General features: G+C 65.5%; 11 protein-coding genes and 3 pseudogenes. 12 read left to right on the forward strand and 2 right to left on the reverse strand.

The genetic code is table 11. The features are described from left to right. Positions 1-115: 115 nt before the first annotated feature. Positions 116-1,348 carry a cytochrome P450 family protein gene (locus tag ACWTU8_RS28370; protein ID WP_455850731.1) on the reverse strand — a complete coding sequence of 411 codons (1,233 nt, stop codon included), beginning with the start codon at positions 1,346-1,348 and terminating at the stop codon, positions 116-118. Positions 1,349-1,533: 185 nt separating this feature from the next. Between ACWTU8_RS28370 and ACWTU8_RS28375 the strand changes: the two are divergent. Together ACWTU8_RS28375 and ACWTU8_RS28380 are read left to right on the forward strand one after the other, a co-directional pair. Continuing rightward, positions 1,534-2,003, forward strand: a pseudogene (locus ACWTU8_RS28375) (ISNCY family transposase); the annotation flags it as partial. Positions 2,004-3,386: 1,383 nt separating this feature from the next. After that, positions 3,387-3,784: pseudogene (locus ACWTU8_RS28380) on the forward strand (transposase); the annotation flags it as partial. A 1,319-nt stretch (positions 3,785-5,103) separates the two neighbouring features. On the opposite strand, the gene ACWTU8_RS28385 reads toward ACWTU8_RS28380, so the two are convergent. Continuing rightward, positions 5,104-5,499: a transposase gene (locus ACWTU8_RS28385; RefSeq protein ID WP_455850732.1), complete on the reverse strand. Its 396-nt coding sequence runs from the start codon at positions 5,497-5,499 to the stop codon at positions 5,104-5,106. 174 nt (positions 5,500-5,673) lie between these two features. Between ACWTU8_RS28385 and ACWTU8_RS28390 the strand changes: the two genes are divergently transcribed. The 10 genes and pseudogenes from ACWTU8_RS28390 to ACWTU8_RS28435 all read left to right on the forward strand — a co-directional run. Continuing rightward, on the forward strand, positions 5,674-6,876 hold the full coding sequence (locus tag ACWTU8_RS28390) for a cytochrome P450 (protein ID WP_455850733.1): 1,203 nt from the start codon (positions 5,674-5,676) through the stop codon (positions 6,874-6,876). Between the two features lie 94 nt (positions 6,877-6,970). Beyond that, complete coding sequence (locus tag ACWTU8_RS28395) at positions 6,971-8,263, forward strand: cytochrome P450 (protein WP_455850734.1); 1,293 nt, start codon at positions 6,971-6,973, stop codon at positions 8,261-8,263. Position 8,264: 1 nt separating this feature from the next. After that, positions 8,265-8,573, forward strand: a complete 309-nt coding sequence (locus tag ACWTU8_RS28400) for a ferredoxin (RefSeq protein ID WP_027155443.1) — start codon at positions 8,265-8,267, stop codon at positions 8,571-8,573. Continuing rightward, on the forward strand, positions 8,560-9,396 hold the full coding sequence (locus ACWTU8_RS28405) for an SDR family oxidoreductase (protein ID WP_455850735.1): 837 nt from the start codon (positions 8,560-8,562) through the stop codon (positions 9,394-9,396). The genes ACWTU8_RS28400 and ACWTU8_RS28405 overlap by 14 nt, the downstream gene beginning before the upstream one ends. Next, the gene (locus ACWTU8_RS28410; protein ID WP_455850736.1) at positions 9,396-10,739 is read left to right on the forward strand and encodes a cytochrome P450; all 1,344 of its coding nucleotides are present in this window, start codon (positions 9,396-9,398) and stop codon (positions 10,737-10,739) included. Before ACWTU8_RS28405 ends, ACWTU8_RS28410 begins: the two co-directional genes overlap by 1 nt. 142 nt (positions 10,740-10,881) lie before the next feature. After that, complete coding sequence (locus ACWTU8_RS28415; RefSeq protein WP_455850737.1) at positions 10,882-11,889, forward strand: polyprenyl synthetase family protein; 1,008 nt, start codon at positions 10,882-10,884, stop codon at positions 11,887-11,889. A 217-nt stretch (positions 11,890-12,106) separates the two neighbouring features. Further along, positions 12,107-13,657 carry a hypothetical protein gene (locus ACWTU8_RS28420; protein ID WP_455850738.1) on the forward strand — a complete coding sequence of 517 codons (1,551 nt, stop codon included), beginning with the start codon at positions 12,107-12,109 and terminating at the stop codon, positions 13,655-13,657. Next, positions 13,654-14,556 carry a terpene synthase family protein gene (locus ACWTU8_RS28425; RefSeq protein ID WP_455850739.1) on the forward strand — a complete coding sequence of 301 codons (903 nt, stop codon included), beginning with the start codon at positions 13,654-13,656 and terminating at the stop codon, positions 14,554-14,556. The genes ACWTU8_RS28420 and ACWTU8_RS28425 overlap by 4 nt, the downstream gene beginning before the upstream one ends. Positions 14,557-14,641: 85 nt before the next feature. Next, positions 14,642-15,691, forward strand: coding sequence for a type 2 isopentenyl-diphosphate Delta-isomerase (gene fni, locus ACWTU8_RS28430; protein WP_455850740.1), 1,050 nt, complete (start codon positions 14,642-14,644; stop codon positions 15,689-15,691). Between the two features lie 75 nt (positions 15,692-15,766). Beyond that, positions 15,767-15,985 (forward strand): annotated as a pseudogene (locus ACWTU8_RS28435) (phospholipid N-methyltransferase PmtA); the annotation flags it as partial. Positions 15,986-16,488 lie beyond the last annotated feature (503 nt).

Raw genomic sequence — 16,488 nt, forward strand, 5'->3', positions numbered from 1 at the left:
CCGCAAGGATTCACCCCGGATTCAGTGATTCTCGGTTCGCCGGGGTAGCTGGTCTCGCACGATGGAGGCGAGCATGCCCGGTTACGCACGCAGTTGTTCGAGACTGCCGCACTCTCTAGGCGATGGAAGGGCGGAAGGTGACCGGCAGGCGCTGCGGGCAGCGAATGACGTAAGACGGCATGTAGACGACATCCTCCGCGGCGATGGTCAGCGCCAGATCCTCCAGCCGCCCGAACAGCGCGGGGAAGGCGCAGCCCAATTCCAGGCGCGCCAGCGCGGCGCCCATGCAGACATGCGGCCCCTCGCCGAACGACAGGTGCGGGTTGTGCCCCCGGGTGACATCGAACCTGTCGGCGCCGGGACCGAAGGCCTTTTCGTCCCGGTTCGCCGCATGGAACGCCATCAGGACGGCGTCGCCGCGGCGGACCCTGCATCCGTCGATCTCCACGTCCTGGGTGGCATAGCGGAACGGCAGATTGGCCACTGCGCTGCCCCAGCGCAGGATCTCCTCGATCGCCTGTGACCACGGAACTTTGCCGCTGCGCACCAGGTGCAGTTGCTGCGGATGTGTGAGTAATGCCAGCACGCCATTGCCGATGACGCCGGTGGTGGTCACGAAGCCCGCAGAGAGCACCATGAACAGCATGTCGATGAGCTCGGTGTCGGAAACGATCTCGCCGTTGTCGCGCGCGACGATCAGGGCCGAAGCCAGATCGTCGCCGGGCTGGCCCCGCTTGAGAGCGATCAGGCGACGGAAGAACTCCGGGATGCGCTGCCGCGTCTGTCGCACCTCTGCGGCTGTGGCGGAGGTGTTGGCCAGGCTGTAGGTGAGCGCGACGATCTCCTCGCGCTGTTCCTCCGGCAAACCGAAAAGTTCGGCGATCACGATGGTGGGCAGCGGAACGGCGAACTCGCACATCAGATCGGCACTGCCGCCGCGCTGCGCCATCTCGGCCAGGAGCCGATCGACGCATTGTTCGATCCGTGGCGCCAGCAAGGCGATACGACTGGGCGCGAAGCTCCTGGACAGCAGGCCGCGCAAGCGCCGGTGATCGGCGCCATGCGCCGTGACCATGTTGTCCACTTTGCACATCCCGATCAGCGGATGATCCTCGGGAATCTCGCCGTCCTGCAGCGCCCGCCACTGTCGCCAGTCCCTGTTGAAACGCGGGTCGGACAGCATCCGCCTGAGCGTCTGGTGACCGCCTGCCGCCCAGGTCACCACATCGCCTGGCAGCGACACTCGCGCCATCCCTCCCTGCTGCAGAATCGCAGACGACAGCTTATCAAGTTGCGTGGGAGCGACCGACACACCGATCACATCGCGATGATGGTTTTCTACGCGCATGCCAACAACTCCTTTGAAGAACCATAATATAAAGTTACAAAATCTTTGTAGTTTCCTATAAAAAACTGAATTTCCCCTCCGGTCGCTCAGACGCGCACGCCTTGGACCAAAAACGGGGAAAAGATTAGCTTCAGAGGTCCTTTCGTCAAAGACGTGCTCGCCCGCCACTGAAGCAGGCGACCTAGCGATTGGCCGTGGCGAGCACATCGTCCACCGCACTGTGGCAGCTCCAGGTCCATCACTATCGGCCGTTGGTCGAACGCATCATCCGACAAAGCGAGCGGCGCGTGCTGGACGGCGAGCCGGTACCGGCCGGCGAGAAGTTGGTCAGCCTGTTCGAAAACCATGCCGCTATCATCGTCAAAGGCAGCCGTGACACCGAATACGGCCACAAACTCAACCTCACCACCGGCAGGAGCGGCATGATCCTCGACCTGGTGATCGAAGCCGGCAACCCGGCCGACAGTGAGCGCTTGCTGCCGATGCAGGAGCGCCACACCGCCTTCTATGGGCATGCGCCGCGGCAGGCGGCGGCCGATGGCGGCTTCGCCACTCGCAACAGCCTGGCCACAGCCAGGCGTGGGGCGTCTGCGACATGGCCTTCCACAAGAAGGCCCGCCTCAGGATCGAGGACATGGTCAACGCCCGCCTGATCCCATACTGCGCCATCATAGCGCTCAAAGCCCAGCATAAGTCCTTGCAATCGCCGCAAAATACTTGTGTTTATGGACGGAAACTAGCTAGTCGAGGACCTTTGGATCGCCAATGCACAATGCCCTAAGTATACAACTTCGCCAGCCAACCAATAAGCTTTGGTCGGAGTAGTGCTTGTCAGCGTCTTGGGTGACGGCTGGAGCTGGAGCGGTCATTACAATGGCCAACGCCGTGGCAGCAAGTATCGTTCGTGGCCAGTGAGACCGCAATTTCAGGAGCCTTGAGCGCCCCACAGCGTCTTTTTCTGAGGTAGGCATTTTTTTCCTTCCTTTTGGATCATCACGGATTTGAAGAGGATCTGGTGTTATGTGCCATTGGGAGAGCCGGCGAAGCAGCCGATATTCATGTGGTCGAGTCATAAGTTCTCCTGAATGTTTGTTTTACGAGACCCCTTATGGCAGCCCTAGCTGACAGCCTGAAAGCGGTCTGCGGGATGGCGATCCTGTCTGATCGCAGCGAGATCCAACGAAGCTGGGGCGTCCCATGGGATGCGCAGCCTGTATTGCGTTAGGACGAATGTCATGTGAACTCCTGGGCTAAAGACTGCGCGACGGGCCATGTGGGAACACGTATTATGGCTATGAATATGCAATTGGCATGCCACCAAAAGGGTTGTGAGCAGCGACCCTAAATCGGAGGAATCGCCCCGGCCGGCTTGATCCTACCCCCTAGGATGTCTGGATCTGAACACAGATTGTCGTCAATCGGACGCGGACAAAATGCTGTGACCAGCTTTGGCACCGGCTGACGCCAGAGTTCTCGGTTGAGAATTGCGCGTGTGAGAGCGGGATTGAGCAAAGCGATCGCCGGGGCCCGTCGAGTTGCGCAGCCGTGTGTTGCTGTTAGCGTGGCTGCATAGGGCCGCAGCTGTGATCCGAGCGCCGAATGCTGGCGCCGTTCGCTGCATCCGGCGACCCATCTAGCGATCACTGATCGCGCGTGATCGAGGTTTCATACTGAGAGTATCTCGTTCGCTCGCTCGTCCCGCTGCGGCCGTTCAAGGCTTCGCAGATTCCGTTCTGCATCGGCTTGGAGCGAAGGTGCTGCCCTCCTGCCGTCCAGGCGAGCTTGGCGTTCGAGATGGACCCGGTGCCGTGGTCCGACGGAAATCAGATTGCGTCTCGCCCCGACTTGGCAAGCCAGACGGATGAAAGACGAAGCCTCTATCCTTCTCTTGAAGCTGCTGCTTTGTCCTTAGCTAGTTTCCGTCCATGAACGGCAAAGTTTGAGCGAGTCGTAGCTTTGTGCAAGCAAGGCCCGGCGGCTTCAGGTAGTTTTGCATCATGCCACTGATTCCAAATCCCTGCCATCGCCGGAGCCGACAATGCGTCAAGAACGCACCGTCCAAGTCAGCTTACTCGATCTTTTCGCCGCGCACGAGATCGATCGCGAGTGGAAGCGATGTCGCGATGGCTGGATGAGTATCGCGATTTGCTTGGCTTGGTGGCTCGCGATTTGGTGTGGGTCGGGGTCAAGGCCACCGGGCGGCGGGGCCTGCCCGCTGAAGCAGTGCTACGCTGCGCTCTGCTGAAGCAATATCGGCAACTGAGCTACCAGGAGTTGGCCTTCCACCTCGAGGACTCAGCCTCGTTTCGCGCCTTTGCCCGCTTGCCGTTGTCCTGGAGCCCGCAGAAGTCGGTGCTGCAAAAGACGATCAGCGCGATCCGGTCTGAGACTTGGGAGCAGATCAATCGGATACTGCTGTCGGGTGCCCGGCAGGCGACGCGCCGATCCTTGCGGTGGAGAGGGCTGTGCACGGACCAGGACCGCTTTTGAGATCCTCACGGAAGGAACCCAAAAGAACGGTTTCACCTCTACATCGCGCCCATGGCAAAGCCGTTGACGTGCAGGCTGTGACGTCCTTCTCGTCGGCGATAGCGTCGACCCGAACAGCGCGAGGAGCTTTCGATCCCGTCGAAAGTTCGATAGGGAACGGGATGCCGTCCTGGCATGGCTCGCCGCCGGCAGGAAGGCCCCGCGGAACGGGTGGCATCGAACTCTGTCCGGGCGGCCATAGCGGGCCAGCAAGGCACGAAGCGATCAGGAAGAAGTGGCGCCCGCGCCGAGCTCAGGCAACCGCAAAGCGAAGGTGCAGCAGCTTGCCGGTCGCGTCTTCGATGTAGACGAGCAGCGTCGGCCCCTGATAGCCGGGAGTTTTGCCGGCTGAAATCAGCGGGGTCCGTTTAGGTGCGTGTCCGCCTCCCTCGGGTACGTCACGAGCCGTGGTAACCGGTCGAGCGCGATGCACGTGCTTTGGAGACCATCTTGTCTACCATCTTGTCCGGTGCTGGGAGCGCGGCGATTTGTCGGCTCTCGACGCAGGGGACCTTTGCTGGTTCCCGCTGATGACGGGCACTGCCTATGCCCCGGATGTATTCGGTCCGTCCATTTTGTAAGGAATTCGACAAACCAACGTTACCCGCTCACCTCGAGACGTGATGGAATTCAACAAGAACCGACTGCTGCGCCTCTGGCATGGCTCTTGCTCTTACAGCTGTGACATTACACGCCAACTACAGGTAGCTATCTCAGTTCGGCAAAACGACAGTCCCATCCCCATAGCGGAGAATATCCATGACACGCGCCCTTGCAGCAGCAGCTTTCCTCCTCACGGCTTTGGCCTCAGCCCAAGCCTCATCAAATGTTAGTTCGCGTTCGAGCACCTGGAACAGGCAGCCGGGACACACATTGAACCGTTCGCCGTGCGGTCCTCGCTATGTGCTGTGCTTGAAGCATTATATCCCTTGGTGCGAGCCGGACCCAGATGGTCCCGTGGCCGACCGCGATCATGCCCCAGGGGGTTCTCTAATCGCCTCTGTCAATGCGCTCCTTCCTCGCAATTGATGCAGCGCGTGCCGAGCTCAGAGTTCTCTCCGGGGTCGATCGCAAGGGTCGTCGCATGTTTGCGTTGGAACGGGTGGGTCGAAGTGGTGTTCGCGGGTTCCGTTGGCCCGCATGCCAGGGAGCAACCTCATCCGCGCCGCGTCCCGGCAGGACGCATCTCGGGAAAAGGGGTTTGGGTAGGACGGCGAAGCTCGTCCTCAGGCTGGCGCATCCGCGTAGCGGAACGGCTCCTTCGTCTTGCACATTCCGTGGAGGATGACGGCGAGCTTGCGCGCCACTGCGACCTTTGCCTTCTTGGAGCCGGCGCCCTTGAAGCCGGCGCCCTTGGCGATCTTCAGGCCCCAGGCGTTCAGAGAAGAGAAGCCAATCTGTCGCGTGAGGATCACATTGGCGGCTTCATATTGGTGGGTTCGCGTGAGCTCGTCGCCGCGCTTCGAAACGCGGACCTTTCGAGTGACCTCGCCGGATTCATAGCGCTTGGGCGCGAGACCGAGATGGGCGCCGGCAATGGAGGATCGACGAAAGCGGGAAGCATCGTCGCAGGTAGAGGCAACCGACAGCGCGATCACGCCGCCGCCGCCGGGAGCCGTCATGAACAGGCGGCCCTGGTATTCTGTTTCGCGGCAGTGCGAACGCGCGCGTCGAGAACCTTGATCCGCTCAATGGTGGATCTGCAGGCCTCCATCATCGTCTCTACGATTGCCTTGATCTCCAGCGCCTGCCGGTCACATTCCGCCCTTCCATCGCTTAGAGAGTGAAGCGCCACTATGTCCGAACAACCCTTGGCGACGCTGCCGATGTGGCGCGTCGATCACATCGAGCCCTCGCCCGAGATGTTGGCGCTACGCGCCAACGGCCCGATCCACCGCGTGCGCTTCCCGTCCGGGCACGAAGGCTGGTGGGTGACAGGCTACGATGAGGCCAAGGCGGTGCTGTCCGACGCGGCGTTCCGGCCCGCGGGAATGCCGCCGGCGGCATTCACCCCGGATTCGGTGATTCTCGGTTCGCCGGGGTGGCTGGTCTCGCACGAGGGGGGCGAGCATGCCCGGTTACGCACGATCGTGGCGCCGGCCTTCAGCAACCGCAGGGTGAAGCTGCTCGCGCACCAGGTCGAGGCGATCGCCGCGCAGTTGTTCAAGACGCTCGCGGCCCAGACCCAGCCCGCCGACCTGCGGCGCCACCTCTCCTTTCCGCTTCCGGCCATGGTCATCAGCGCGCTGATGGGCGTGCTCTACGAGGATCACGCCTTTTTCGCCGGGCTGTCCGACGAGGTGATGACGCACCAGCATGAAAGCGGCCCGCGTAGCGCGTCGCGCCTGGCCTGGGAAGAACTGCGCGCCTACATTCGCGGCAAGATGCGGGACAAGCGTCAGGATCCGGGCGACAACCTGCTGACGGATTTGCTCGCGGCGGTCGACCAGGGCAAGGCGACCGAGGAAGAGGCGATCGGCCTGGCGGCGGGCATGCTGGTGGCCGGGCACGAGAGCACCCTCGCGCAGATCGAATTCGGCCTGCTGGCCATGTTCCGCCATCCGCAACAGCGCAAACGCCTGGTCGGCGATCCATCCCTGGTGGACAAGGCGGTGGAGGAAATCATGCGCATGTACCCGCCGGGCGCGGGCTGGGACGGCATCATGCGCTATCCGAGAACCGACGTGACCATCGCAGGCGTGCATATTCCCGCGGAGAGCAAGGTGCTGGTCGGCCTGCCGGCGACGTCGTTTGATCCGCGCCATTTCGACGACCCGGAAATCTTCGACATCGCACGCGACGAAAATCCGCACCTGGCGTTCTCCCACGGGCCGCACTACTGCATCGGCATGGCGCTGGCCAGGCTGGAACTCAAGGTGGTGTTCGGTTCGATCTTCCAGCGCTTTCCCGCGCTGCGCCTGGCCGTTGCGCCCGAAGAACTGAAGTTGCGCAAGCAGATTATCACTGGCGGGTTCGAGGAGTTCCCGGTGCTCTGGTGATGCGCGGACGCCGCCGGGAATCGCGATCTTCTCCGCAATTTGCCGGCGCGCCTGGCGCGCGCCGGTCAGATCAGCCAGCCAACAGGTAACCAAGATGGACGTGCAAGAAACCACGGCAGCATGCCGGGACGCCTTCGCCGAACTGGCGTCGCCAGCGTGCATCCACGACCCGTATCCGTTCATGCGGTGGTTGCGCGAGCACGATCCGGTGCATCGCGCGGCGTCGGGCCTCTTTCTATTGAGCCGCCACGCCGACATCTACTGGGCGCTCAAGGCTACGGGCGATGCGTTTCGGGGACCGGCGCCGGGCGAACTGGCGCGCTATTTCCCGCGTGCGGCGACCAGCCTGTCGCTTAACCTGCTGGCGTCCACGCTAGCGATGAAGGAACCACCGACGCATACACGTCTGCGCCGGCTGATCTCGCGCGATTTCACCATGCTCCAGATCGACAACCTGCGGCCGAGCATCGCGCGCATCGTCGCAGCGCGCCTGGACGGCATGGCGCCCCCGCTGGAGCGCGGGGAGGCGGTGGACCTGCATCGGGAATTCGCGCTGGCCTTGCCTATGCTGGTCTTCGCCGAACTGTTCGGCATGCCCCAGGACGACATGTTCGGGTTCGCCGCAGGCATCGGCGCCATTCTGGAAGGCCTGAGGCCGCACGCCAGCGATCCCCAGCTCGCCGCGGCGGACGAGGCCAGCGCCACGGTGCAGGCCTACTTCGGCGACCTCGTAGAGCGCAAGCGCACCGATCCCCGCCACGACATCGTGTCGACGCTGGTCGGCGCACACGACCACGACACCGACACGCTGTCGGATGCGGAGTTGATCAGCATGCTGTGGGGCATGCTGCTGGGCGGCTTCGCCACCACTGCTGCGACCATCGACCATGCGGTCCTGGCGATGCTGGCGTATCCCGAACAGCGGCACTGGCTGCAGGGAGACGCCATGGGGGTGGAGGCATTCGTCGAAGAGGTCCTGCGCTGCGACGCGCCCGCCATGTTCAGCTCCATTCCGCGTATCGCCCAGCGCGACATCGAACTGAGCGGCGTGGTGATCCCGAAGAACGCGGACGTGCGCGTGCTGATCGCGGCCGGCAATCGCGACCCGGACGCCTTCGCCGATCCCGACCGCTTCGATCCCGCGCGGTTCTACGGCACCAGTCCTGGCATGTCGACCGAGGGGAAGATCATGCTGAGCTTCGGCCACGGCATCCACTTCTGCCTCGGTGCGCAACTGGCCCGGGTGCAGTTGGCCGAGAGCCTGCCGCGGATCCAGGCGCGCTTCCCCACGCTGGCATTGGCCGAGCAGCCGACCCGGGAGCCCTCCGCGTTCCTTAGGACGTTTCGCGCGCTGCCGGTGCGGCTGCATGCGCAGGCGGGGGGCTGAGATGCGCGTCGTGGTCGACCAGGATCTGTGCGGAACCACCGGCCAGTGCGTGCTGACGCTGCCGGGCACCTTTCGCCAGCGCGAACCGGACGGCGTGGCAGAAGTGTGCGTGGCGATGGTCCCGCAGGCGCTGCACGCCGCGGTGCGGCTCGCGGCCAGCCAGTGCCCGGTCGCCGCCATTCGGGTCATCGAAAGCGACGCGGGCAATGACGAGCGCGCCAGCGCCGACCCTGCGCCTTCTCCGGCGGAGGCCGAGCAGCCTGCCGCGAAAGACCAACGCAATCCAGGAGGACACGATGGGACGGTTTGAAGGCAAGGTGGCCGTGGTAACTGGCGCCGGCGCCGGCATCGGCAAGGCATGCGCCCTCGCCATCGCGCGCGAGGGCGGCAGAGTGGTGGTGGCCGACATTGACGGCTCGGCGGCCATCGCGTGCACCGCGCAAATCGCGGCCGAAGCGGGCCACGCGCTGGACCTGGCCATGGACATCGCCGATGCGGAGGCGGTGACAGCACTGTTCGAAACGGCGGAGGGGCACTTCGGTGGGGTCGACCTGCTGGTGAACAACGCGAGCGCCATGCATCTGACCCCCCGCGACCGCGCGATCCTCGACTTGGACCTGGCGGTCTGGGATCAGACCATGGCGACCAATCTGCGCGGCACGCTGCTCTGCTGCCGGCAGGCCATCCCACGGATGATCGCCCGCGGCGGTGGCGCGATCGTCAACATGTCGTCGTGCCAGGGGCTCAGCGGTGACACCGCGCAGACGTCCTACGCCGCGTCGAAGGCGGCGATGAACATGCTGTCGGCCTCGCTCGCCACCCAGTACGGCCATGCGCAGATCCGCTGCAACGCGGTTGCGCCGGGTCTCATCATGACCGAGCGTCTCCTCGCCAAGCTGGACGAGCGCATGCAACGGCATCTTCACCGGCACCAGCTCTTGCCGCGCGTCGGCCGACCCGAGGACGTGGCCGCGCTGGTGGCGTTCCTGCTCTCCGACGCTGCTGCGTTCATCACCGGCCAGGTCGTGTGTATCGACGGCGGCATGCTGGCGCATGTGCCGACATACGCCGATGGTGGCAACAGCCCCGACGCGCGGGCTGCCGGCGACACTGCCGAAGCGGCGCGCTGCTGATGAACATGCTGCTCAACCCACTGAACCGTCGGCACCGGCTGCGGTACGACATCCCGGTCGTGCCCGGCGCTTTCCCCTTGGTCGGGCATCTTCCCGCCATCGCCTGCGACCTGCCGCGGCTGCTGCGGCGCGCGGAACGGACGCTGGGCAGCCACTTCTGGCTGAATTTCGGCCCTGCCGGACACCTGATGACCTGCATGGATCCTGACGCGTTCGCACTGCTCAGGGACAAGGACGTGTCCTCGGCGCTGATCGAAGAGATCGCGCCCGAATTGCTTGGCGGAACGTTGGTCGCCCAGGACGGCGGCGCGCACCGGCAGGCGCGCGATGCGATCAAGGCGGCGTTCCTGCCCAAGGGACTGACCCAGGCCGGCATCGGCGACCTGTTCGCGCCCGTCATCCTGGCGCGGGTGCAGGCGTGGCGCGACCGCCGTGAGGTAACCATCCTGCCTGAAACCGGCGACCTGATGCTCAAGCTCATCTTCAGCCTCATGGGAATCCCCGCGCAGGACCTGCCGGGATGGCATCGCAAGTACCGGCAACTGCTGCAGTTGGTCGTCGCGCCCCCGGTCGACCTGCCCGGACTGCCCTTGCGGCGCGGCCGCGCCGCCCGCGACTGGATCGACGCGCAGTTGCGCCTGTTCGTCCGCGACGCGCGCGCGCATGCCGCGCGCACCGGGGTGATCAACGACATGGTGAGCGCCTTCGATGGCAGTGACGATGCGCTCTGTGATGACGTCCTGGTCGCCAATATCCGCGTGCTGCTGCTTGCCGGTCACGACACCACCGCCTCGACGATGGCCTGGTTGGTGATCGAGCTGGCGCGGCGGCCTGTGTTGTGGGACGCCCTGGTCGAGGAGGCGCAACGCGTGGGCGCGGTGCCGACCCGGCACGCGGACCTGGCGCAGTGTCCGGTCGCCGAGGCGCTGTTCCGCGAGACGCTGCGCGTGCATCCGGCGATCACGCTCCTGCCGCGGCGCGCGCTGCAAGAATTGCAACTCGGCCAGCGGCGGATTCCCGTGGGCACCGACCTGTGCATCCCGCTGCTGCATTTCTCGACCTCGGCGCTGCTGCACGAGGCGCCTGATCAGTTCCGCCTGGAGCGGTGGCTGCAACGCACGGAGCCGATCCGGCCGGTGGACATGCTGCAGTTCGGTACCGGCCCGCACGTCTGCATCGGCTACCACCTGGTATGGCTGGAAATGGTGCAGTTCTGCATCGCCTTGGCGCTGACCATGCACAAGGCCGGGTTGCGGCCGCGGTTGCTGAGCGGCGTCGAAAAAGGCCGGCGCTATTACCCGACCGCACATCCGTCCATGAAAATCCGCATCGGATTCTCATGATCTGGCATCGCATGTCCCGTGTGGCGAGGCAGCGGCGCCGGCGACGCGCGGCATTGCTGCACCTTGCGCGCGCTCGGTGCGACCCCGGCAACACCACGGCGGCTGCCGCTCGCGGTGGCCGTCTCCTGTCAGGTACAAGGACATGAACAACGTGCAGACCGGTTCCACGCTACACGACGACCGAACTGGCGTTTCCGCGCTCGGCAGATTGGGTGCGCAGGCGTGCGGCGCATCCGGCAGGCTGCTGCCGGAGATCTGGATGCAGGACGGCGCAAAGCGGGTCGAACAGGCGCTGGCGCGTCTTCTCGACGCCGAAGAAGACGATAAGACCGAACTGTTGGCGGCGATGCGCTACGCCACCTTGCATGGCGGGAAGCGCACCCGCGCCTTGCTCTGTCTGGCTGCCGGCGCACTGGCCGACACGCCGGCGCACATGCTCGACGACGTCGGCGCCGCCATCGAGATGATGCACGCCTGTACCCTGGTCCACGACGACCTGCCCGCGATGGACGACGACGTGCTTCGCCGCGGCCTTCCAACCGTGCACGTCAAGTTCGGCGAAGCCACTGCGATCCTCGTCGGCGATGCGCTGCAGGCGCACGCTTTCCTGACCCTGGCGAGCCTGGATGCGCCGGGCGACAACCGTATCGCGCTCGTGCGCGAACTGGCGCAGGCGGTGTCCGCCGAGGGTGCCGCAGGCGGGCAGGCCATGGATTTGTCGCTGGTCGGAAAGCACGTCGAGCTGGACACGATCGTGGCGATGCACCGGATGAAGAGCGGAGCGCTAGTGCGCGCGTCCGTTCGCATGGGCGCGCTATCCGCCATCGCGGAGGATGCCGCACGCGCTGCGCTGTACTGTGCGCTCGATCGCTACAGCGCCTGTTTCGGGCTGGCGTTGCAGGTGGTCGACGACATTCTCGACGCGACAGCGGACACCGCGACGCTGGGCAAGACCCCCGGCAAGGACGCGGCGGCGCAGAAGCCGACCTGCGCGTCGATCATGGGGCTGCAGGCAGCGCGCCAGTTCGCGCTGGATTTGTTGCGCGACGCCGGGGAGGCCATCGTCCCGCTGGGGCCGCGTGCGGAACGGTTGGCGCAGATGCTGCAGCGGGCCAATGCGTATCTGTACAAGCACGCGCCATGCGCATGAGCGCGCCCGTACGCATGGAATTGCCCCTTTGCCGTTGCGATCGGCCGGCGGCAGCGGTGCATGCTGCGCTGTGTCCGAGTCCGCGGCGCCGATTGCTGCAGTTGGCCAGCACGGCCACGGCGCATAGCGGCGCGCTGCGCGCAACAACCCTATGCGGCGGACCGGCGTCTGCCCGATCCTGGTTCTCGTCAACCGCCTGCCAGAAGGAACGTCCCGCGTGAACACGCTGTCCGAACAGATCCTTTCCGAACTGCGCCACCTGCTGAGCGAGATGAGCGACGGCGGCGGCGTCGGTCCGTCCGTCTACGACACGGCGCGAGCTCTGCAGTTCCACGGCAACGCCACCGGTCGGCAGGACGCATACGCGTGGCTCATTGCGCAGCAACAGGCCGATGGCGGATGGGGAATCGCGGACTTCCCGCTGTTCCGACATGCGCCCACGTGGGCGGCGTTGCTGGCATTGCAGCGTGCCGATCCTCTTCCCGGCGCTGCCGATGCAGTCCAGGCTGCAACCCGATTCCTCGAGCGCCAGCCCGATCCCTACGCGCATGCGGTGCCGGAAGACGCGCCGATCGGCGCGGAGCTGATCCTGCCGCAATTGTGCGGCGAGGCCGCATCCTTGCTGGGCGGCGTGGCGTTTCCGCGCCACGCGGCGCTGTTGCCGTTGCGGCAAGCGCGCATGGTCAAGCTGGGGGCGGTGGCGACGTTGCCGAGCGGCCATCCGTTGCTACACTCCTGGGAAGCCTGGGGGACGTCGCCGACCACCGCATGCCCGGATGACGACGGCAGCATCGGCATCAGTCCGGCGGCCACCGCCGCGTGGCGTGCGCACGCCGTGACACAGGGGAGCACGCCGCAGGTCGGGCGCGCCGACGCGTATCTGCAGGCGGCATCGCGGGCGACCCGCAGCGGCATCGAAGGTGTCGTTCCCGGCGTCTGGCCGATCAATGTGTTCGAGCCGTGCTGGTCGCTATACACCCTGCATCTGGCCGGGCTGTTCGCGCATCCCGCGCTCGCCGAGGCGGTGCGCGTGGTCGTCGCACAGCTCGATGCCCGGCTGGGCGTGCGCGGTCTGGGCCCGGCCTTGCACTTCGCGGCCGATGCTGATGACACCGCCGTTGCGTTGGGCGTCCTGCGCCTTGCAGGCCGCGACCCGGCGGTCGATGCGTTGCGCCATTTCGAAACCGGCGAGCTGTTCGTCACTTTCCCCGGCGAGCGCAATGCCTCGGTGTCGACCAACATCCATGCCCTGCATGCGTTGCGACTGTTGGGAAAGCCCGCTGCCGGCACCAGCGCCTACGTCGAAGCCAATCGCAACCCGAACGGTCTATGGGACAACGAAAAATGGCACGTTTCGTGGCTGTATCCCACCGCGCATGCGATCGCTGCGCTTGCGCAAGGCAAGCCCCAGTGGCGCGACGAGCGCGCGCTGGCGGCACTGCTGCAGGCGCAGAGCGACGACGGCGGCTGGGGCGCCGGTCGCGCGTCCACATTCGAGGAAACCGCCTATGCGCTGTTCGCGTTGCACGTGATCGAAGGGGGCGAAGAGCCGACAGGGCGCCGGCGCATCGCGCAGGCGGTGGCGCGTGCGCTGAAGTGGATGCTCGCCCGCCATGCGGCGCATGCCTTGCCGCAGACGCCGCTGTGGATCGGCAAGGAACTGTATTGCCCCACCCGGGTCGTGCGCGTGGCCGAACTCGCCGGGTTGTGGCTGGCGCTCGGTTGGGGGCGGCGCGTCCTGGCCGAGGGAGCAGGAGCTGCGCCATGATCCAGACCGAACGCGCGCTGCAGCAGGTGCTGGAGTGGGGGCATTCCCTGACCGGGTTCGCCGACGAGCATGCCGTGGAAGCGGTCAGGGGCGGCCAGTACATCCTGCAGCGCATCCACCCGAGCCTGCGCGACACCAGCGCCCGCACCGGCCGCGATCCGCAGGACGAAACGCTGATCGTGGCGTTTTATCGCGAATTGGCGCTGCTGTTCTGGCTCGACGACTGCAACGACCGTGGCCTGATCGGCCCGGAGCAGCTCACTGCGGTGGAGCAGGCGCTGGGGAAGGGCGTGCCGTGCGCGCTCCCCGGATTCGAGGGCTGCGCTGTGCTGCGCGCTTCGCTGACCGCGCTCGCCTACGATCGTCGCGACTATGCTCAGCTTCTCGATGATACCCGGTGTTACTGCGCGGCGCTGCGCGCCGGACACGCGAAGGCGGCAGGGGCGGAACGCTGGTCCTACGCCGAGTACCTGCACAACGGCATCGATTCGATCGCCTACGCGAACGTGCTCTGTTGCCTGTCGTTGCTGTGGGGGCTGGACATGGCGACCTTGCGCGCGCGTCCCGCGTTTCGCCAGGTCCTGCGGCTCATCTCCGCGATAGGGCGCCTGCAGAACGATCTGCATGGACGCGACAAGGACAGGTCGGACGGCGAGGCCGACAACGCGGCGGTCCTGCTGCTGCAGCGCTATCCGGCCATGCCTGTGCTGGAGTTCCTCAACGACGAGCTGGCCGGCCATACTCGCATGCTGCACCAGGCGATGGCGGAAGAACGCTTTCCCGCGCCGTGGGGACCGTTGATCGAGGCCATGGCGGCCATCCGCGCGCAGTACTATCAGACCTCGACCAGCCGCTACCGCAGCGACGCTGCGGGGGGAGGCCAGCGTGCGCCGGCCTGAACGCGCGGGAGGCGGCGGCGTGCGCGCGCTGCCGTCGGTCCGATCCGACGCAACGCCGTCGCCCGATTCGACGGATGGAGCGAGCATGAGCGACACCGCCCTGAGCCGGCGCAAGGACGACCATTTGGACATCGTGCTGGATCGGCGAACGGCGCGGGCCACGGTCGCCGCCGGCTGGGAGTACATCCGTTTCGAACACTGCGCATTGCCCGAGTTGGACCTGACGCAGATCGACCTGCGCGCCTCGCTGCTGGGCAAGACCATGCGCGCGCCGCTGCTGATCAGCTCCATGACCGGCGGCATGCCACGCGCGGAGGCCATCAACCGGCATCTGAGCGAGGCAGCGCAAGCCTTGGGCATCGCCATGTGCGTCGGTTCGCAGCGCGTGAGCCTGCAATCCCGCAACTCCCAGGGGCTGACGCACGCGGTGCGCCGTATGGCCCCAGACGTTCCCTTGCTGGCCAATATCGGCGCCGCGCAACTGCGCGAGGCCGACGGCTTGGACCTGGCGTGCCGGGCGGTGGATGCGCTGGAGGCCGATGGGCTCATCGTCCATCTCAATCCGCTGCAGGAAGCGGTACAGCCGGAGGGCGACCGCGACTGGCGCGGCATCCTGGCGCAGATCGCTCGCGCCGCGCGCAGTGTGGGCGTGCCGATCGTGGCCAAGGAAGTGGGGTCGGCCCTGTCCGCCTCGGTGGCCTGTGCGCTCGTCGAGGCGGGCGTGGCGGTGATCGATGTCGCCGGCGCTGGCGGCACCAGTTGGGCCGCGGTGGAGGGCGAGCGCGCCCGCGATGTCGCCGACCGTGCAGTGGCGATGGCGTTCGCCGATTGGGGGATTCCGACCCCGGCCAGCGTGAAGGCGGTACGTCGGGCGCTGCCAACGGTGAAGCTGATCGCCTCGGGCGGGATCCGCGACGGCGTCGACGTGGCCAAGGCCATCCGCCTGGGCGCGGACATCGCGGGGCAGGCGGCCGGCGTGCTGCGCGCGGCGACGGTGTCCACCGAGGCGGTCGTCGCGCATTTCGAGATCGTCATCCGCCAGTTGGCCGTTGCCTGCTTCTGCACCGGCTCGGCCGATCTGGCGGCGTTGCGTCAGGCGCGCTTGTTGCCCTCGGCGCATCTGCCCGCCGGTTGATGCCGGCGTCGCCCGCCCGTGGCGGCGGGCGCCTAGTTAAAATGACCCGGACAAATAGCTCCGTAGCAGGGAGAAAGCGCAGTGCCGATGTTGAGCTTTCCGATGGAGCAGCGCAGTGCCCTGTTCGAGGATTTGCTAGCCCGCATTCCTGCTGGGAGCCCTTCGATTCAAATTACCTGCGGACCTTAATTACCAGTGATCAAGATGCCGGACCGCTATGTCGTGTCGCACTATGATTTCGTCGTCCGCAACATCCCGCCCGCACAGCTCTGGACCTACCGACGGGCAGCGTGAGCGCCCCTGATCGGAGGATGAGAAGCTGGGAATCGTCGGAGGAGCTATTCGGTTCCGCCGCAGGCATCCGCCGACGTCACCTTGATCAATTACGAGGGCAGGGAGTCCCGGGAGCGATCGTACCGAGTTGAGCCTGTCTCGAAGCGTCTTCCGATGATGCGGCGCCATTATGCAGCGATCTCAACGCAACTGAAATGCCCACCTCATCAGACCGTCAAAAACAGTCCGCTCCAGAACTGCCGGGGCTGGGCAGGAAAAATCAATTCGGCATAACCATTGACCCGCTTCTTAAGGGAGGCGCTCCGCAGGAGTATTGCCTGAAACCACCCTGCCGCTCGTCCCGAAGGTCCGCCGCAATTTGCTGATCGCACTCACAGTGGGCAGGCCTATGACAATTTGCAGCTGCTTGTCACGGTTGCGGTGGCCATGAGAGCTCTCGCGAGGCCAGCCCATCTTTGATGCTGTGAACAACTTGCATGGCCTGATTGCGCTGGCTGCGGCTT

It is taken from the genome of Mesorhizobium sp. BHbdii (assembly GCF_053848045.1).